The organism is Pusillimonas sp. DMV24BSW_D, from assembly GCF_011388195.1.
Taxonomy (GTDB): domain Bacteria; phylum Pseudomonadota; class Gammaproteobacteria; order Burkholderiales; family Burkholderiaceae_B; genus Neopusillimonas; species Neopusillimonas aestuarii.
Window position 1 is genome coordinate 79,085 of sequence record NZ_CP049990.1, and the last position, 18,426, is coordinate 97,510.

The following is an 18,426-nucleotide window of genomic DNA, read 5'->3' on the forward strand; positions in this document are numbered from 1 at the left end:
ATGTCATCCTTATCAGAACAACGCTGTTGTTCCAATCAGATAACAAAATGCGTTCAAGTGCAAGGGAAAGCTTGCCTGAAACGAAATTACGAGCGCTGCTTGACGCGTTCCTCAATTGCGTCCGCCGCCCGCTCAGCCGATAAGCGCAACGAACGTCGCCCCTCTTCCAGGCTGGCAGCCGCCGGATCGCCCAAATAGCCTTGAGGAGTTTTGGCACGGGCATGTTCAAAACCTTTGCGCCATTCGTCCAGATCTTCGGGGCCGAAGTCGGTTGACAACAAACCTCGACGCACCTCGTCGTGAACCAGATCGGGACACGAGCACAGCATCATTGATGTTTCCCACTGGCCGGCATGCACGTCAATGAATTTGGGTGGTGCGTCTTCATCTTCATCGAATGCCGACGGTGAAGACGTCAGCGCCCCGAACAACTTGCCGCTGCCGGCCTTATGCACGGTCACTTTCGGGTCGTTCAACGGAATACCCAGGCGCAATAACAAGGCAGTATCAGACACGAAACTGATATCCATACCCGTTCGGTCCACCCCCCTTTTGATGCCTTCGAAAATCGTCAGGTTGTGCAAACGATCGCCGTGCCCGGAAAAACAAAACACCCGACCAAAGCCATCGCCTTTGAAGCTGTCGAATAAGTCGGACATGAGTTCAACCATGATTTCCGGCCGCACCTTGTAGGAAGCCGGGAAGGCGCCGGAAACAACGTTAATACCCCAATAGTAGGGGGGCACAATTAAAGCCTGAATACCCCGTTCGGCCAGAATTTTCTTGGTTTCCCGTAAGCGTGCCTGAGGAATGTAAACATCGGTGCCACAGGGCAAATGCGGGCCATGCTGTTCAATGACCCCAAAAGACCACAACAAAATTGCCCCATCTTTGGCCGCCTGGTCAACTTCAAACCAGGTCATCTCGGCAATAGTGTCGGAAAAGACATTCACAACGCGTTCTTGCGACATACAACCACTCCCGGCATGAAATCAGCTTTCCTGACCCACGCCAATATAACGATCAATTGTGGCTTCATCCCGGCTAAGCTCTGCACTCAGCCCCGAATAAACCACGTGACCTTGATCCAGGATAATGGCGGAATGCGTCATGGCCAGGGCCACAATCGGATGCTGTTCCACCACCAAAGTCGTCAACCCCGTTTCACGGGTCATCTGCATAACGGCAGCCGACAATTCCTCAACAATAATCGGCGCCAGGCCCTCCATGGGCTCATCGAGCAAAAGTAAGCGTGGATTGGTCATAAGCGCACGCGCAATCGCCAGCATTTGCTGCTCTCCCCCGGATAATTGCGAGCCCAAATTCGCCTGGCGCTCTTCAAGCCTGGGGAAAAGCGTAAAGACCTTAGCCAGATTCCACGGTCCCTTGTCTCGGTGCACCACCATTAAATTCTCAGTCACGGTTAACGAAGGAAAGGCCTCCCGCTCCTGCGGCACCCAGCCCAGACCCGCGTGCGCGCGTTGAACCGGCGAACGCCGGTTCAAAATTTCACCCTGGAATCGGAGGTTACCTGAGTAATGCGTCGTTAAACCCATTATGGTTTCCAGCAAGGTGGTTTTACCCGCACCGTTTCGACCCAATACGGCAACGCTCCGCTCTTCCTCGACCTGCAAAGAAATATCATGCAAGGCAATCGCATCACCATGCCCGGCCGACAGCTTTTCGATTTCAAGCAGCATGTTTATGCCCCAAATAGACGTCGCGAACCCTTTGGTCGGCTCCAATTTCTTCCGGTGTACCTTCCACAAGCACCCCGCCTCCGACCAACACCGTAATGCGCTTGGCGAAACGAAATACCAATCTCATATCGTGCTCGATGAGCAAAATGGCCAGATCGGAAGGCAGAGAATCAATTAAACGGAAAAGCTGATCACCCGCCTGGGTGGAAACCCCGGCTGCAGGCTCATCCAGCAGCAATACCTTGGGCTTTCCAGCCAAAGCCAGGGCCACCTCAAGCAAGCGCTGTACGCCATAAGGCAGCTCTCGCGTAATGTGATTCATATATTGACCCAAGCCGACCGCCTGCAAGAGTTCACGGGCTTCCTCACCGGTGCGACGCCCAAGCGCGGCCGTACCGAACACACGTAAGGCATTGCCGTCGCGCTGGGCGATCGCCAGCGAAACCGCCTCAACGGGCGTCATCGACCGAAACAACGCGTTAATTTGGTATGTACGCCCCAACCCACGTCGGGCCCGTTGATGCGGCGGTAAACGGGTGATCTCTTTATCGTCGAGCAAAATCTTGCCCGAGTCGGGCTTTAGTTGCCCGGTGAGCAAATTGACAAGCGTTGTTTTTCCGGCTCCGTTGGGGCCGATCAGCGCATGTCTGGCGCCGCGGGGAAGCGTAAGATTAATGTCTCTCGTAACATGCAGCGCACCGAAATGCAGATCCAGGTTTCTGATTTCAAGCACGATCCTGCTCCTTGTTTAGCTTGGGCCGGCGGCGGCGAACGAGCTGTTGGAAAGAGCCGAATGCGCCTTCGGGCAAAAACAACACGATCACCACCAGCGCCCAACCCAGCCAGAATTGCCAGTAAATAGGATTCATACCTGAGAGCAAATCTTGCAGAATAATAAAAGCCGCGGCACCCAGAATACCGCCATACAGGTAACCGGCCCCACCAATAATCAGCATGGTTAACACATCGGCACTACGATGAAACGCCAGCACATCGATTGCCACGTACTGCGTGGTTTGCGTGAGCAGTGCGCCGGCCACACCCGCCAATGCAGTTGAGATCGTATAAGCAATGGTTAATGCACGACTGTTGTCTACACCCAATGCAGCAGTTCGCTTCTTGTTCAGCCCAATGCCACGCAAAGTAAGGCCCAACGGGCTGCCAATAATTTTTCGAACTACCAGCAAACCAAACATAAGCCAACAAAGTGAATACCAATATCCGGTTTTGCCGGCAAAATCGAACTCAAACAAGCCCAGCACCGGTGCAATAACCACACCATACAGACCGTCAATACCGCCGGTAATATCGTTGGCTTTATTTGCCGCCTCGAACAACAACAGCCCCAGGCCAAGCGTCACTAGCAAACAGCTTAGCTCCGTGCCCCGCGCAACCACACGAGCCGTTATCAAACCCAACAAACCGCTTGCCACCATGGCAACCAACACGCCGGTAATCGGCTCGGTCCAGCCATACTTGCCAAGCCAGGCGGCCACATAAGCACCCAAACCGAAATAAGCAGCGTGCCCCAAAGACACGATACCCGCGTAACCCATGGCCAAGTCCAGTGACAGCGCAAACAGCGCCACAATGACCACCAGCGTAGCCAGAGGTAAATAATTAGGGTAGACGAAAAACGCCGCGATGGCTGCCAACCAAAGCAAAAGCTCAGCGGCGTGCCACGATTTATAAAAAGGATCACCCCGATGGGAGGCCGGTGTCCAACGCATTACACACCCCCCGTTTTAAGACCGCGCAAACCTTGAGGGCGTGCCATAAGGATAAGAATCATGATGGCATACATGGCGAATGAGCCTAAATCTGGCAGGTAATACTTAGTGGCAATGTCGAAAAAACCTAAACCCATGGCAGCAATAAAGGTGCCGCTAACCGAACCGGCACCCCCCACAACCACAACCAGCAAAGCAAGAACAAGATACTTAATGGCAAACGCCGGATCCAGGCCAAGGGCCTCAACGCCCAGCGCGCCGCCCAGGCCGGCCAAAGCGGTGCCTACCGCAAAGCACACCATAAATACTTTCTGGATGGGAATACCCAAGGCCGCCGCAACACGCTGATTATCCACCGCCGCCCGCACCATAGACCCAAAGCGGGTTTTATCTAAAGCCAGCGTAAGCACAATCAACAGTACAACACTGATCACCAGCAAAAGTAGCCGATAACGTGAAAAGGAGATTTCCTCTCCAAGATAAATACGACCCGTTAGCACTTCGGGAATTTGAATGAGCTGAAGCGAAGGCCCCCATAAGTAGGTAACTGAGGCCCCCACAATCATCATGACACCAATAGTGAGCAACACTTGTGCCAAAGGACTGCGACGGTAGACCAACTGGAACAGTGAACGCTCAAGAATCATGCCCACCAACGTGGCCAGTACAACGGCGGCTAACACCGAAATACTGAACGGCCAGCCCAGGTAATTCGTAAAACTGACGACAAAATAACCGCCCACCATCGCCAGAGCAGTGTGGGCCAGGTTCACGAATCCCATCATTCCCAAAGTGATTGACAGCCCTATGGAGAGCAGAAAAAGCAGCGCTCCATAGGACACCCCGTCAATCACGACCCCTATAAAATTCACCATAGGTTTAGTCGCTTATTGTTAGTTTTAACGGTGTATGAACAGTTTTAATGACAAGAAAGTCGAGTGATCCGGATCACTCTTCCTTACCCGGATCTTTCACCATGGGGATGGTGTCGAACTCAACGTTGTACAGTTTGCCGTCTACTTTCTCTACGCGGCGAATGTAAACGTTCTGCACCACGTCGCGGTTCTCGTCGAACTCAATGGGACCACGCGGGCTGGTAATTTTCATGTTCTTGGCCAACTCTACGGCTTTATCACCGTCAATATTACCGTCCAACTCACGAATAATGTCATACATCATATTCATGCCATCCCAAGTCGCAGCCATGTAAAAGTTCACACGGGCGTCGGGGCCATGAACATCTTGATAAGCCTTGATCAGCTCCTTGTTCTCAGGAGAGTCGTGCGCCATGGAGTAGTGGTGGCTGGTAACCAGACCCAGCGCGACATCACCAATCCGATCAAGAAAGACATCATCGGTAATGTCACCCGTTGTAATCAACTGAATGCCCTGGTCCTTCAGACCGCGTTGTTCATAAGCCTTAAGCAATTGAACCCCGGTATCGCCGGATGGGACGAAAGCAAAAATGGCATCGGGCTTGGCATCGCTTGCGCGCTGCAGGTACGGGCCGAACTCGGGGTTGGCCATAGGCGCGCGGACACTGCCCAGTACTTTGCCACCCGCCGCCTCAAACGCCTTAATGAAAGCTTTTTCCGAATCCAGACCTGGGCCATAATCCGACACAAGCGTATAAACCGTTTTAATATCATTTTCAGCGGCCCAGGCAGCCAGCGGCGCAGATACCTGCGGCAGGGTGAACGAAGCACGCACAATATAAGGTGAACGCATCACAATGCTGGACGTGGCCGCAGCGTTCATGATGATCATTGGGGTTTTCGAAGCCGTTGCAATCGGTGCCGCACCCATGGCGTTGGGCGACAAGCCAAAACCGGCCAGGAAATCAACCTTTTCCACCGACACCAGTTCCTGAGCGGCGCGGCGCGACACTTCCGGATTCGGACCGGTGGTATCACGATAAATAATTTCTACTTTATGACCATCCACCGTATCGCCTTTGGCTTTCTGAAAAGCCTCGATAGTCGTTTGAACTTGTCGACCATAATCGGCAAACGGACCCGACATTTCGGTGATGACACCGATGCGGATTGGTTTTTTCTCTTGTGCAGCAACTACAGTGGAACTTAATGCAAGTACGGCGGCAGCAAGGCTGCCCAAAACGGTTCGGCGTTTCATTTAATTCTCCTTGATTAAAACCGATTCCAACAGGCTTCGACAATGCGCTACGACAATGACCGGGGAGCCCACTGCGCCACCACATCGGTGGTTTCACAAAGCTCCCCAAAAAGAAACTGCATATTCATCAGGCTGGCTTCATGCAACGGCGGAGTGTGCGACGCAACCGCATCCTTCACAACAGCGGCGATATATCCCAACGAATGCGCCTCGCGCACTGTGGACTCGACACACACTTGCGTTTGGACACCTGCGAACACCAGCGTTTCGATGTTTTTTTCCTGCAAAACGCCATGTAACGGGGTATTCGAAAACCCGCTATACGCATGTTTAATAACCACACTTTCGTCAGGCATGGGGGTGACCCCGAACCACTGTGCTCCCCAGGTACCCGGCTCGCAACACACTGCCGTAATTGCCCGTTGATCGAGTTTGCGTTGCATCGCAGCGGGAATACGCTGCGGCGAGTAATCAGAACCGATCCAGATAACCGGTACACTCGCCGTTCTGGCTGCGCTCACCAATGCGATCAGGTTGTCGCAAATCGTGGCGGCAGCCGCCACATCTTTACCCATTACCGCGTCGATATATCCGCCGGGTGCGCAAAAATCATTCTGCATATCAACAATAAGCAAAGCTGCTGACCCGGATGTGAGCAGTTCGCTTAATGGTGCAACTGTTTTTGTTGCCGTCACGCAAGGCCCCTTAAGTTAAATCCCAATAGGAACCGCCCATGCCACAACGCAGCGGAACGGACGGAACATAAAACACGCTTTCGGCGTTGGGGCGCCCCGCCTCCGCTGCGGCACCCATTGCGACCAGCCAGGCCAACAGTTCACCCCCGCCACCGTCACCGCCCTCAAGATATTTTTCGAAGGGCAATTCACGCTCAACTTGCGCAATATCTCCCTCTTCAAGAAGGCCCATAAACCAACGATCAAAATCCTCATGAACCGTGAAGTAGTCCACACCACCGGGATCGTGCGACAAGCCTCCGGTCGCCATCACAACCACACGCTCGTCGCTGGGATAAGCGCGCACGATTCGCGCAATTTGCTTGCCTACTTCCAGGCAGCGCCCGGAAGATGGGGTGGGCGGCACAATAGGATTCATGTGAATCGGAATAAACTTGGCATCGTATTTGGGAAATAGAAACTTCAACGGTACCGACCAGTTATCGTCGAACAGCAGATGCTCAGCGAAGGCATGGTTGATGCCCGCCTTGGCCGACTCACGCACCAGTGCACGCGCCATCTCACGATGGCCTGCGATAGCGTAGTCGGGCACATTCAACCAATCCTTGAACCACGGTGCGGGGCCGTCCCAGTGGTCACCAATACCAACACAAAAATCGGGGATATTGCTCATGGGAAAATTCAGCAAGTGGTCGTTCGCCACGCCAATAATGACATCGGGCTTTAATGCCTCCATGCGCCGCGCAAACTCGGCATAGCCGGCCAGCACCGCGTCTTGTTCTTCCTTGGGAGCGCGATCAAGCCAACCGGTAACGCCCGGTGCGTGCGCAATCCCCATGGTTGCAACTAATTGCGCCATTCTTAGCTCCCTTCCTTCAAAATACCCATTTTCTCGGCATACAGGCGTGCCGCATCGCTATCGTTGTGGTTGTATCCGCCCCCTTTGAACAAGCGACTCACCTGCGGCAAAAAGTACGGATGAACACCCAAAGCACCCAGGCCGGCAATATCCATGTTCCGCCAGGCTTCGCGCTCTGCAGGCGTCAAACCGAAATCTTCCATGGACGCTTCCATGTCGTTTTGGAATTTGCGAAACTTCTCGGCATCGCGACGCAGCTCAAAAACCATTTGATTCGACGGCAATGTCCGGTCGACATTCTGAATTCCCATCGATTTTTTCTCCTAATTCCGATTTATTAAGCTAATATCGATGAACTGTAGAGTCGTTTATAATTCCTGTCAAGAAACTGACCTAAGGGTTTTCCATGTCTACGATCGCAAAGCTTGATCCATCTCAAACCTTGTCAAACTCTATCGCTGAAAAACTGCGCGAGAACATCGTCAGCGGCAAGATGATTCCGGGGTCGAAATTGCGCCTGGATGAACTGCGCGGCGTGTTCGGGGTAAGTCTAAGCCCTTTAAGAGAAGCGCTGTCGAGATTATGTGCTGAGGGTTATGTGGCGGCGGAAGGCCAACGTGGATATAAAGTGGCTCCCACCTCACCCGCAAACCTAACCGAAATTACCCGCCTGCGTTGTGAGATGGAAAGTTTCGCCTTACGCGAGTCGATTCGCCTGGGCGACGACGAATGGGAAGGCGACGTAATCGCCGCCCTGCATCGACTAAACAAGATTGAACGCGTCCATATCGACGGCGATCAAATGAAACAATGGGAATCAGCGCATGCCGCGTTCCACCGGAAATTGGTGGCGGCGTGCAATTTGCCCTTGCTATTGCATTTCTGTAATACCCTGCACGACCTGAACGATCGCTATCGCCGTATTTTTTTGAAGAACACAACAATTGACCGCGATGTTCGCCAGGAGCATGAAGCGCTTTGCCACGCAACTATCACGCGCAACGCAGATGAAGCCTGCGCTTTATTGCGCAATCACATTGAGCGTACATCGGCTTACGCGCTGAATGCGCTGAACCAGCAGATTGCGCAAACGCATAAAGATAAAGCGGCTTGTTGAACCCCGGTTTTACCAGAGTCCAACACGCCGCTCGACACCTTGCTTTACGACAGGGTGGCTTATAACTACCGCTTAACCCAGATAAGCAACGCAGTCCACCTCAATATTCACACCCTTGCGATGCGGGGTCCCACCTGTACAAGTACGTGTGGTTTTTTCTCCCTGCATAAACTCGCGAAACGTTTCATTAAAAGCCGGGAAATCGGCCACATCACGCAAACACACGCGCATATTCACCACCTGAGCCATTGTCGCGCCACCCGCTTCCAAGACGGAACGCAGGTTGGTTAACACTTGAACGGTTTGTTCACGAATATCTTCCGACACCACTTCTTTGGTTTCAGGGTTCAACGGGCCCTGCCCGGACACATAAAGAAAATCACCGGCACGAATTGCCTGCGCCAAAGGAGAAGGCGTGTTCTGATTGGTAAAACCCGTCGTGGGTGCAGACTGGCTATGAATAATCTCTTTCGGCATCACAACACCTTTTAATAACGGTTGGCAAATTATTTTTCAGCAGCAGCGGCCTCGCGCTTGGCGATACTGGCCAGTTGTTCCGCGCCGCGATTCGCCGCAGACATCCCGCGGAAGAGGAAACACAGATTCACAACCGCTTGCATTTCCTCCCAGCTTGCCCCCGCCTTGCGCGCGGCAATACCGTGCAGTACCGAAGCATCGCTGCCGTCCATGAGCAACATGCCAAAAAGCATCAGCTGCGCCGTTTTAACATCGAAGCATTTTGGGTACATGGCATGTTCGCGAATGCGTTCCTGCATGTCCACAATTTCAGGATCAAGAGCGCCGGTAACATGCAGGCGCGCTTCAATGCGTGGCGGCACGAATCCCAGAAGTTCTTCATAAATCTTGCCGCGCTCCTCGACGCTTACTTTCTTATCGGCGTATTCACCAATAGAGTGACGCACAATTTCTTTGTCTATACGTGGGGGAAGCATAGGAATCCTTAAGTTCTATTAACACCAAAAAACAATCGATTTAATATAAAAAAATCGATATTAAACTGTACATGAAATTGATGGATTTGTCATGAAACCGATTGCGCGATAAGACGAATTTCATCCATCAATAGTTGCGCAAGCGGTGACGAATGCGCTTGCGTTCGAGTAAGAATGCCAATCGATCGCTGGGCAATAGGATAATCATCAGCCAAACGAACCAGCGCACCCGATTGCAAGTCGTGGTGAAATAAACGCCTGGCACCGGCGCTGATGAGATTGCTTTCCAACAACAACCCACGAATCGTGGAGGCATCGGACGACTCAACCGATACCTTGGGACAATTAACGCCCTTTTGCTGAAGGGCGGAAAACAATGCTTCGCGTGTCGGAGTCCCTCCGGCAGGCAATACCCAGCCCGCTTTAACGACATCTTCCAACGTCACATTGCGCTGTTGTGCCAAAGGGTGATCGGCACGCGCAACGACCACAATCGGATCGTCGAACAAACGTTCACTGACCAGGCCGGCATGCTGCTCCAGGGGTTGAAGCGCGCCCACAACCAAATCCAGGTCACCGCACCACAAACCCGCTACCAGCGTATCGAACGAGCCTTCATGCGTTGAAATTTTTAATTGCGGATAAGAAGCCAACAAACGCGAAATAGCCGGGGGTAGAATGCTGGCGCCGCCAAACGGCAAGGCACCCACCGCAATACTTCCCTCGAATTGCCCCTTTACGCGATTCATTTCAACCCGGGCAAGCCGTAACTGAACCAAAGCCCGTTTAAGGTGGTTCAACAAAATATCACCGGAACGAGTAAAGCGAAACGTTCCGGCAACCTGCTCATACAAAGGAACGCCAATGCTTTGCTCAAGGTCACGCAACGCCATGCTGACAGCGGGCTGCGAAACACCAAGCTCCCGGGCCGCTGCACTCATATGGCGTAGCTGCGCAAAAGCAAGAAAAATATTGATACGTTGTTGACTTACCGCCAGCGAGAAAATAGGCGCATTGGGTGACAACATCTGGTTTGCATGAAGTGTCTCAAGGCTGCGGCGTGCTACTGCCATTTCCTGAAAAGCAAAATCAACACGCCGATACAGGATATTGCCGAATTCCGTTAGCAACATGCCATGCGCATTGCGCTCGAAAAGACTGAAGCCAATTTCCGACTCCAATTCGTCGATGGCATGAGAAACGGAAGAGCGGGAACGACGCAGAACGTCTCCCGCTCTTTTCATGCTGCCCTCTTTGCAAATGGCGTGAAACGCCCGAAGATGTTTTGGGGCCGGAAGCATGATTGAAAAGCCGGGGAGCGCTAGCGCTCCCCGCGCTCTGCCGCAGAAACACCGGCAATCCCCCAATGGGTGCGCGGAACCTCATCAACCAAAACACGAATGTTCTGATGAGGCGCATCCAAAGACGCATGTATCGCTTCAGTAACCGCGGCAATCAGCTTGGCAACGTCTTCGTCGCTGCGGCCTTCCATAATGGAGAGTCTGGCAATAGGCATGTTCAAATCCTTATTAATTGGGGAACAGCCAAAGCAGGCCGAGCGTAATGGAAGGCAAGCCAACCATCAGGGCCAAACGAACCAGGTCGGACATAATAAATGGCACAACCCCCTTGAAAATTGTTGCCATGGGGACGTCTTTGGCAATGCCGTTAATAATGTAAACATTCATACCCACCGGTGGCGTTATCAGCCCCATTTCCATGGCAACCAGCGCAATCACCCCAAACCAGATGGCTTTTTCATCGGGCGCCAAACCGTAAAATTCGAGCCCCATCACGATAGGCAGGAAAATCGGAATAGTGATCAGAATCATGGACAGGCTGTCCATCACGCAACCCAACAGCACGTAGATAAGGATCAGCACCAGCATCACGCCGATAGGGTGAATGCCCAGTGTTTGAACCCAGTCGGAGGTGACGTTGGGAATCTGGCTGACCGCCATCAGGGAATTCAGCATGTCGGCACCGATCAAGATCAAAAAGATCATACCCGTGCCTTTGGCCGTTCCGGCAATGCTGTCTGTTAAGCCGCCGTTTTTCAGCCCACCGGACTTCCATGCCACAGCTCCTGTGGCCAACACGCCCACAGCGGCTGCTTCGGTAGGCGTAAAGATGCCCCCATAAATACCGCCAATCACCACGAGGAAAATAAGCACCACCGGCCACGTTTTAGCCAGCGTTTGCATACGCTCGCGCCACGTGTGCGGTTGAACGCCGGGCCCGCCCACGCCGGGATTGCGGCGCACCACGATGCCGATAACAATCATGTAACCGATCGCCGCAAGAATGCCTGGAATCAGCGCCGCCATAAACAGCTTGGCGATGTTTTGCTGCGCCATAATGGCATAAATAACCAACGGCACCGACGGGGGAATCAAAATTCCCAAGGTACCGCCTGCCGCAATAGAGCCCGCTGCCAAAGAAGGGGCATACTGGTGACGACGCAATTCCGGCAACACGACCTGAGTCATGGTTGCCGCCGTTGCCAGCGACGAACCGCAAATAGCGCCGAAACTTGCACACGCACCCACGCCGGCCATCGCCATACCGCCACGCCAATGCCCGATGAACGAGTTTGCCGCTTTAAACAACGCGCGAGACAAACCACCATGCGTGGCAAACTGCCCCATCAGCAGGAACAACGGCACAACCGACAGGTCGTACAGAGAAAACCGGGAGAATGGCGCATGCTTAAGGACCGACAACAGCGGATCAAGCCCGGTTATCCACACATAACCGATCGCACCGGCCAGAAACATGGAAATACCAATATGAACCCGCAGTGCGAGCAGCACCATCATAAAGGCCAGCATTGCCAGCCCAATTTGAACACTAGTCATGAGTTACGCTTTGTGCATTCGAGATGAAAATTGAATAACGCGGCAATGCCCAACAGAGAAAAGCAAATAGGTAAAGCAATGTATGCCCACCAAACCGGCACATTCAATACCATTGTGGTTTCAGCGTAATCGCGAATTTCAAACATGCCGACGTAAGTACGCCAGGCAATGAGAAAGGCGACAACGGCGAGGATAAGCGCCGCAAACGCGTCGAGAATGCGCTTAAGCTTGTCGGATGCCCATAAAGTAAAGAAATCAACGAACACATGCCCGCGCTTGAATTCACAATAGGGGAGGCACATGGCAATGGCGACTGCGGTAATCAACTGCACGAGTTCATAATCGCCGGGCACACCGTAGTCGATTACGTTACGGCCAATAATGCTTGTAACGGAAAGAAGGGCTTCCCCTATGAACAGGAAGAAGCCCACCCCCGCGAGTACAGCACAAAAGCCTTCTACGTACTTACGTACTTGCGAAATGATTGGAACACTCATTTTTTATTGTATTTTTCCACCAATGCGCGCGCATCGTCATACAGGGCCTGGCCGTTCATGCCTTTGCTGGTCATGTCGTCAATCCACTGCTGTGCGACTTGAGAAGAGGCGCCTTTAAGCTTGTTCACTTCCTCTGGAGACCAAGAGTAAACAACACCACCGGCTTTCTCGGCTGCTTCACGACCTTTTACATCGGCCGCTTCGAAACGACTGGCGATCCAGGCGGAAGTATCGGCACCGCTATTATTATCGATGACTTTTTTGAGGTCATCGGGCAGGCTGTCGTACTTGGCCTTGTTCATAACGTAAATCATGGTTGATGTCGCCATGCCGTTACCCTGCTCGTCTTTGATCTCGGCGTGATACTTGGTGAGTTCGTCGAGCTTCACAGCGGGCACAACTTCCCAAGGCACCATCAGGCCATCGAGTACGCCTTTGGAAATACCTTCAACAGCCTGTGGCAACGGCATGCCCATGGCATTGGCGCCGACAGCGGCGAGAAAGTTATTGCTCATACGCGAAGCTGCACGGATTTTCAGGCCTTGCAAACCTTCAACCGTTTTAACTTCCTTGTCGCGCAAGTGGAAATAGTTAGGACCATTAACCCAAATACCAATAGGCTTCAGGCCTGCAAACTCGCTTTTGAATGCATGCTTTTCAGAGAAGTCCCACAAAGCGCGCGTTGTCTGTTGGTGATCGGGCGCGAAGAACGGCAGCTCAAACACTTCAGAAACGGGGAAACGACCCGGCGTGTAGCCTGGCAGTGTCCAAACGATATCCGCCACACCGTCGCGCGCCTGGGTCAGCAATTGGGGAGGCGTACCACCCAACTGCATCGCGGGATAGATCTGGCATTCGAGACGACCTTCAGATTCTTTGTTGATCTTCTCGCACCAAGGCTCGATCATGTCCCAATGGGCGATCGATGCAGTCGGCAGGAAGTGCGCAACTTTAAGAGTTACTTTTTCTGCTGCATTGGCTTGGGCGGCAAAACCACCTGCAACCAACAAGCTCAATAATGTGCGACTAATGATGTTCTTCATGAAGCCTCCGTTGATAAATCGTTATTACACTGGGTCAATGCCACTGGTGCTTGAACTTTGGCATAGTAACGGCAAAACGCCTATTCTTGCGCCAAACGCTTTACCGAGTCGATACCAAAATACTTTTAACGCTGTCTATAAGCTTTATATGCACGGTAGTTTTTATTGAATTCACACACCCACGTGTAAAAATAAAACCCTACTAGTGACGCAGTAAGCAAAAATAACATATTTCAATGCCTGCGCCCGGCACTAAAATCGATATTTCTTGGATATTTCAAACATAACAGCAAAGGAGCGAACATGACATCAGGGTTTGACATTAATTGCTGTGGCCATGGGCTGCAATTAGGCAAAGTGGAAATCACCCGTGTTCAAGACTATTACGGCCCCGGTTTTATCAGCAATTTCATGTTCCCCGAAGTCCGCCCTGAAATGTTCGAAGCGCATAAAGATTGGCTGGTACCCACTTTCTACAACCCGGAATCCGACAAGATTACATCCACTATTCACAGTTGGCTGGTTCGCACTGAACATCACACTATCTTGATTGACGGCTGCGTGGGCAACCACAAAGAGCGCCCGCACAACGAGCGGTTCAACATGCGTAACGAACCCTGGCTGGAGCGCCTGGCACGCGCCGGGGCGCGGCCCGAAGAGGTGGATTTCGTGATGTGCACTCACCTTCACGCCGATCACGTCGGCTGGAACACTCGTCTGGTTGATGGCCGCTGGGTTCCCACCTTCCCCAACGCAAAGTACATTTTTTCACGCAAAGAATTCGAGCGCTGGGATACACGGCGCCCCGACTATGTGCATACCACGGCTGAAGAAAATGTTTTTGAGGACAGCATTCTGCCGATTGCTGAAGCCGGACAAATGCTGTTAGTGGAGGACGGCTACACCGTTGATGACTTGCTTACCGTGGAAAGCGCCATTGGCCACACCCCCGGCCACGCGAAAATCCGGTTGAAAGACCAGCACCACCATGCACTGTTTTGCGGCGACGTGATTCACCACCCCATTCAACTACCTTACCCGGAAGTTTGGTCACGCTTCGATGATGACCGCGTGAAAGCACTGGAAACCCGACTCGCCGTTCTAAATGAATGTGTTGATCACAATATCCTGATGCTGCCGATGCACTTTGCCGAACCATTTGTATGCAGAATCAAACACAACCCGGAACGCACCGGCCACCCCTCCTTCCTGCCTATTTGGGGGCCATAAGTAGTTGAACAATGTCGTCCGACGGGCAAACAATACCAATATTGTTACGTACCGTCGCCAGCGTACCCTCGTGGCCCGCTTTGCTGTTACTGTTCACGCAATCTTCCGGCACCACAATATAGTAACCACGAAAAAAACCTTCGCGTAACGTTGAGTCGACACAGACGTTGGTGGCAACGCCTGTGACGACCAATGTCTTCACCCCAAGCAACTGCAATTGAGCATGCAGGTCGGTTTCAAAAAAAGCGCTGTAATGGTGTTTGGTAACAATCGGCTCACCTGGCTCGGGCCGCAAACGGAAGAATTCGACACCCCAGGTGCCCTCAAGGCAACACCCCTCGTCTCGCCGCTTCACCCGATAGGGTTCATTCAGGTATTTGAAGTCGTAAACCGAACGAATCCAAACCACCGGCATGCCGACCGTGCGGGCGACCTCTATTAAACCTTGAATGCGATCGGCCAACGCAGGCGCAAAACCCACGTTGTAACCCCTGTCGCGGTGCAAATAACCACCTTCTGCGCAGAAATCATTCTGCATATCCACGACCAGCAACGCCGTCGACTCGGGATGAACCTGCGCTTCAAGCAATGACACCTTACCCTGCCCCTGAACTAGTCGCGCCCAGGTGCGACGGTGCCGCACTTCTTACACGTGCGAAACTCCAGCGAGGTGTAGTAGTTGTCGTAAGCACGACCAACCGGATCTTTACGGTAATCGTCGACTACATAGGTTTCTTCATGCAAAAAGTTATCACATTCCGGACAGAACCAATGGAAGCGATCTATTTCGCCCGGCTTTCGCGCACGCTCGATAATGAACTGGAAAGCATCCGGCGCAAAACGCGGCGAATGCGGCACAAAGGGCTCTTGATACAACACCGACCCCTGCGGCACATGCGCAATTTTCGTTTCACCCTCGGGCGTGCGGTAGTGCAGGTCAAGATCCCCAATTAAGGAAAACTGAATTTCATAGCTGGGATTAATGTGAAACTCGCTACGATATGTGCGCCCGCGAGCGATAAATGCCAACGATTCATCATTCAGCCACAGCTGATGAGTATATTTACCGGTTTCTTTAAGGTGCTTAACGATCCCGTCGAGATCGATATTCGGCATTTCAAATTTATCTAATACAACCATGGTGCCTCCATAATAGAAGAGAACAGGATCAACGCAGCAACCCCATTACGACGCTTTGATTGTCACACAAGCGAACGCAAAATAGTGTTCGAAAATATTTTTAGCGGGCAACAAAGTCTTTATAAGCCACAAACTTTACGAAAATCAACGTCTGTGCCGCGGGTAAATCGACGTGCTTGGCGAAGATCAACTTCCTCTAGAATATCGGCGGTCAACTCCTCTTGTTTCCCTCATCATGAATGCCACGTCACTTTCATTGCAACAACGCACCCGAAAGCTGGTAGAACACCCCCGCTTTACCGGCACCATTCTTACCTTGATTATTCTAACGGCGATCATTCTGGGCATGGAAACATCGCCCACCATTGTTGCCCAATGGGGGCCGACCCTTGGCTTGATTAACAATCTGTTTCTGGCGGTGTTTGTCGTTGAGCTTGTGCTGCGCATCTACGCCTGGCGCACGCGCTTTTTTGTCGACCCATGGAGTCTGTTCGACCTGATTGTGGTCGGCATCTCGCTGGTGCCGGCCTCGGGGCCGCTGGCCATTCTGCGTGCCCTTAGGGTGTTACGGGTATTGCGCCTGGTTTCAGCGGTGCCCGCCATGCGCAAAGTCGTAGCGGCCTTGCTGGGCGCGTTACCCGGCTTGGGGTCGATTGTGGTGTTGCTGTTGCTTATTTATTATGTTGCTGCGGTAATCGCCACCAATATTTTCGGTGACAACTTTCCCGATTGGTTCGGCACCCTGGGGCGTTCTTTCTATACCCTGTTCCAGATCATGACGCTGGAAAGCTGGTCAATGGGCATATCGCGCCCGGTGATGGATACGTTTCCCTGGGCCTGGGCCTTTTTCATCCCCTTTATCTTGATTGCAACGTTCACCATGTTGAACCTGTTCATCGCCATTATTGTGAATACCATGCAAACCTTTCACGAAGCCGAACAAGCAGAGCAGCAATGGGAGAAAGACCGTCTGGAACAAGCCGACAAGGATTATCTGCACGACCAGCTTGAACGCATTCAAAAACAACTTGATCAACTCAGCAGGAATCTGGAAAAATCATAATTATGTACACTTATCTATAAATCAATACAGACACCTTAAGTGACCTGAACAAGGAGACAAAATCATGATTCCATCCGTTGCCGATATGCGTAAAACACCGCCCGGCTATTTCTCTGTGCGGTTCGGGCTGCCCGAATACACCGACTGGCTTGACGAAAGCATGTCGTGGAAGAAAACGGCCTCAATCGGCGATTGGTCTTTCTTGTGGCAACGTCGTATCGTGGGTAAAGACGCGCTGCGCTTGCTGTCCGACGTATCTGTTAACAGCCTGGCCAAGTTTGCTGTCGGGCAGGCAAAACACCTTATTCATACCAATAAAGACGGCAAAGTCATTCACGAAGGCGTTCTAAGCCGGTTGGGTGAGGAAGAGTTCATGCTGCACGGGCGGGGTGGGTTCTGGGTTGACTACAACCTGCGGCACGGTAGCTACGACGCCGAAACCATCCCCGACGACTGGTTTATTTACCAGGTAGCCGGCCCCAATTCCCTTGCCATTTTGGAAAAAGTCGCCAAAGGCAATTTGCGCGACATTAAGTTTATGCATCAGGGCCAAATTGAAATATGCGGTCATAAAATCTGGGCGCTACGACAGGGGATGTCGGGCGAAATCGGTTTCGAATTGCAAGGGCCTAAAGAATGGGGCCCTGAAATTATGGAAACCATTCAAAAAGCCGGCGAAGAATTTGGCCTGCGCCGGATTGGCGGACGGGTGTCATCCATTAACCACCTGGAGGCCTGCTTCCCCACCATTGTGGTTGACTATCTGCCAGCGATTTTCAGCGAAGACATGATCGACTACGCCAACGAGTTCCGTGCCGCCATGCCGGCCTTTGCCACCACGTTCAACGTGGCCGGCAGCTTCGACGGCAAGCATGTAAGCGACTATTACCGCAGTCCTGTAGAACTGGGGTGGTCGCGTAACATTAAGTTCGATCACGATTTCATTGGCCGCGAGGCCCTGGAAAAAGAAGTAGCCAACCCGCGCCGTACCATGCGCACCCTGGTTTGGAATGCCGATGATGTGCTCGACGTACAAGCGTCATTGTTCCGCAAAGGTGACCATTACCCGTTCATGGACATGCCACGTGATCAGCGTGGCTTCATGTGGGCCGATAAAGTCATGAAAGGCAGCAAGGAGGTGGGTATCGCCACCGCTCGCGGCTTCAGTTACTACTTCCGTGAAATGCTTTCGCTGTGCACCATCGACGTCGATCAGGCTGACATTGGCAACCAGGTTGAGGTTTACTGGGGCTATCCCGACGGCCCACAGAAGGCAATTCGTGCCACGGTACAACCCGCTCCGTACAAAGAAGATCGTCGCCGTCTCGACTTGCATGGCGCGAAATAAAGTCAGATAACGGGTCAAAACGACCAACCCCTAAGCGGTGAACCGATATTGAGCGGTTCA

Annotated in this window: 22 protein-coding genes; 4 read left to right on the forward strand and 18 right to left on the reverse strand. The window is 52.4% G+C overall.

What is annotated here, in order from left to right:
- Nucleotides 1-86: 86 nt before the first annotated feature.
- The 9 genes from G9Q38_RS00345 to G9Q38_RS00385 form a co-directional block, all read right to left on the reverse strand.
- Nucleotides 87-971: a creatininase family protein gene (locus G9Q38_RS00345; protein ID WP_166126622.1), complete on the reverse strand. Its 885-nt coding sequence runs from the start codon at nt 969-971 to the stop codon at nt 87-89.
- A gap of 21 nt (nt 972-992) precedes the next feature.
- Entirely contained in the window at nt 993-1,700 is a 708-nt protein-coding gene (locus G9Q38_RS00350; RefSeq protein ID WP_166126625.1) for an ABC transporter ATP-binding protein, read from the reverse strand.
- Nucleotides 1,690-2,433 (reverse strand): ABC transporter ATP-binding protein, encoded by a 744-nt coding sequence (locus G9Q38_RS00355; protein ID WP_228276160.1) that lies wholly within the window; start codon nt 2,431-2,433, stop codon nt 1,690-1,692. Before G9Q38_RS00355 ends, G9Q38_RS00350 begins: the two co-directional genes overlap by 11 nt.
- Complete coding sequence (locus tag G9Q38_RS00360) at nt 2,426-3,430, reverse strand: branched-chain amino acid ABC transporter permease (protein ID WP_166126629.1); 1,005 nt, start codon at nt 3,428-3,430, stop codon at nt 2,426-2,428. Before G9Q38_RS00360 ends, G9Q38_RS00355 begins: the two co-directional genes overlap by 8 nt.
- Entirely contained in the window at nt 3,430-4,305 is an 876-nt protein-coding gene (locus tag G9Q38_RS00365; protein WP_114419490.1) for a branched-chain amino acid ABC transporter permease, read from the reverse strand. The genes G9Q38_RS00360 and G9Q38_RS00365 overlap by 1 nt, the downstream gene beginning before the upstream one ends.
- A 73-nt stretch (nt 4,306-4,378) precedes the next feature.
- The gene (locus G9Q38_RS00370) at nt 4,379-5,563 is read right to left on the reverse strand and encodes an ABC transporter substrate-binding protein (RefSeq protein ID WP_166126632.1); all 1,185 of its coding nucleotides are present in this window, start codon (nt 5,561-5,563) and stop codon (nt 4,379-4,381) included.
- A gap of 47 nt (nt 5,564-5,610) precedes the next feature.
- Complete coding sequence (locus tag G9Q38_RS00375; protein WP_166126635.1) at nt 5,611-6,258, reverse strand: cysteine hydrolase family protein; 648 nt, start codon at nt 6,256-6,258, stop codon at nt 5,611-5,613.
- 10 nt (nt 6,259-6,268) lie between these two features.
- Complete coding sequence (locus tag G9Q38_RS00380) at nt 6,269-7,117, reverse strand: DODA-type extradiol aromatic ring-opening family dioxygenase (RefSeq protein ID WP_166126637.1); 849 nt, start codon at nt 7,115-7,117, stop codon at nt 6,269-6,271.
- A 2-nt stretch (nt 7,118-7,119) separates the two neighbouring features.
- Nucleotides 7,120-7,428, reverse strand: coding sequence for a hypothetical protein (locus tag G9Q38_RS00385; protein WP_119441461.1), 309 nt, complete (start codon nt 7,426-7,428; stop codon nt 7,120-7,122).
- A gap of 95 nt (nt 7,429-7,523) precedes the next feature.
- Here G9Q38_RS00385 and G9Q38_RS00390 point away from each other — a divergent pair, with 95 nt between their 5' ends.
- Nucleotides 7,524-8,234 carry a GntR family transcriptional regulator gene (locus G9Q38_RS00390; RefSeq protein ID WP_166126640.1) on the forward strand — a complete coding sequence of 237 codons (711 nt, stop codon included), beginning with the start codon at nt 7,524-7,526 and terminating at the stop codon, nt 8,232-8,234.
- A gap of 72 nt (nt 8,235-8,306) precedes the next feature.
- Here G9Q38_RS00390 and G9Q38_RS00395 read toward each other — a convergent pair whose 3' ends face one another.
- The 7 genes from G9Q38_RS00395 to G9Q38_RS00425 all read right to left on the reverse strand — a co-directional run bounded on the left by G9Q38_RS00395 (nt 8,307) and on the right by G9Q38_RS00425 (nt 13,585).
- The gene (locus tag G9Q38_RS00395) at nt 8,307-8,711 is read right to left on the reverse strand and encodes a RidA family protein (protein WP_166126642.1); all 405 of its coding nucleotides are present in this window, start codon (nt 8,709-8,711) and stop codon (nt 8,307-8,309) included.
- Nucleotides 8,712-8,740: 29 nt separating this feature from the next.
- Nucleotides 8,741-9,187 (reverse strand): carboxymuconolactone decarboxylase family protein, encoded by a 447-nt coding sequence (locus tag G9Q38_RS00400; RefSeq protein ID WP_114419484.1) that lies wholly within the window; start codon nt 9,185-9,187, stop codon nt 8,741-8,743.
- An 89-nt stretch (nt 9,188-9,276) separates the two neighbouring features.
- Nucleotides 9,277-10,488 carry a LysR family transcriptional regulator gene (locus G9Q38_RS00405; protein WP_166126645.1) on the reverse strand — a complete coding sequence of 404 codons (1,212 nt, stop codon included), beginning with the start codon at nt 10,486-10,488 and terminating at the stop codon, nt 9,277-9,279.
- A gap of 20 nt (nt 10,489-10,508) precedes the next feature.
- A complete protein-coding gene (locus G9Q38_RS00410; protein WP_440971564.1) occupies nt 10,509-10,766 on the reverse strand; it encodes a 2-hydroxymuconate tautomerase family protein in 258 nt (85 codons plus the stop codon).
- Nucleotides 10,717-12,045, reverse strand: a complete 1,329-nt coding sequence (locus G9Q38_RS00415; RefSeq protein ID WP_166126650.1) for a TRAP transporter large permease — start codon at nt 12,043-12,045, stop codon at nt 10,717-10,719. The genes G9Q38_RS00410 and G9Q38_RS00415 overlap by 50 nt, the downstream gene beginning before the upstream one ends.
- Entirely contained in the window at nt 12,042-12,542 is a 501-nt protein-coding gene (locus G9Q38_RS00420; protein ID WP_166126653.1) for a TRAP transporter small permease, read from the reverse strand. The genes G9Q38_RS00415 and G9Q38_RS00420 overlap by 4 nt, the downstream gene beginning before the upstream one ends.
- Nucleotides 12,539-13,585 (reverse strand): TRAP transporter substrate-binding protein, encoded by a 1,047-nt coding sequence (locus G9Q38_RS00425; RefSeq protein WP_166126656.1) that lies wholly within the window; start codon nt 13,583-13,585, stop codon nt 12,539-12,541. Before G9Q38_RS00425 ends, G9Q38_RS00420 begins: the two co-directional genes overlap by 4 nt.
- A gap of 303 nt (nt 13,586-13,888) precedes the next feature.
- On the opposite strand from G9Q38_RS00425, the gene G9Q38_RS00430 reads away from it, so the two are divergent.
- Nucleotides 13,889-14,815: an MBL fold metallo-hydrolase gene (locus G9Q38_RS00430; protein WP_166126659.1), complete on the forward strand. Its 927-nt coding sequence runs from the start codon at nt 13,889-13,891 to the stop codon at nt 14,813-14,815.
- Here the strand turns inward: G9Q38_RS00430 and G9Q38_RS00435 are convergent.
- Nucleotides 14,799-15,410 carry a cysteine hydrolase family protein gene (locus tag G9Q38_RS00435; RefSeq protein WP_166126662.1) on the reverse strand — a complete coding sequence of 204 codons (612 nt, stop codon included), beginning with the start codon at nt 15,408-15,410 and terminating at the stop codon, nt 14,799-14,801. The two genes, G9Q38_RS00430 and G9Q38_RS00435, sit on opposite strands and share 17 nt — an antisense overlap.
- A gap of 17 nt (nt 15,411-15,427) precedes the next feature.
- Nucleotides 15,428-15,955, reverse strand: a complete 528-nt coding sequence (locus tag G9Q38_RS00440) for a 3-hydroxyanthranilate 3,4-dioxygenase (protein ID WP_166126664.1) — start codon at nt 15,953-15,955, stop codon at nt 15,428-15,430.
- A gap of 235 nt (nt 15,956-16,190) precedes the next feature.
- Between G9Q38_RS00440 and G9Q38_RS00445 the strand changes: the two genes are divergently transcribed.
- Both G9Q38_RS00445 and G9Q38_RS00450 read left to right on the forward strand, forming a co-directional pair.
- A complete protein-coding gene (locus tag G9Q38_RS00445) occupies nt 16,191-17,018 on the forward strand; it encodes an ion transporter (protein WP_166126667.1) in 828 nt (275 codons plus the stop codon).
- A gap of 64 nt (nt 17,019-17,082) precedes the next feature.
- Nucleotides 17,083-18,366, forward strand: coding sequence for an aminomethyltransferase family protein (locus tag G9Q38_RS00450; RefSeq protein ID WP_205962319.1), 1,284 nt, complete (start codon nt 17,083-17,085; stop codon nt 18,364-18,366).
- Nucleotides 18,367-18,426 lie beyond the last annotated feature (60 nt).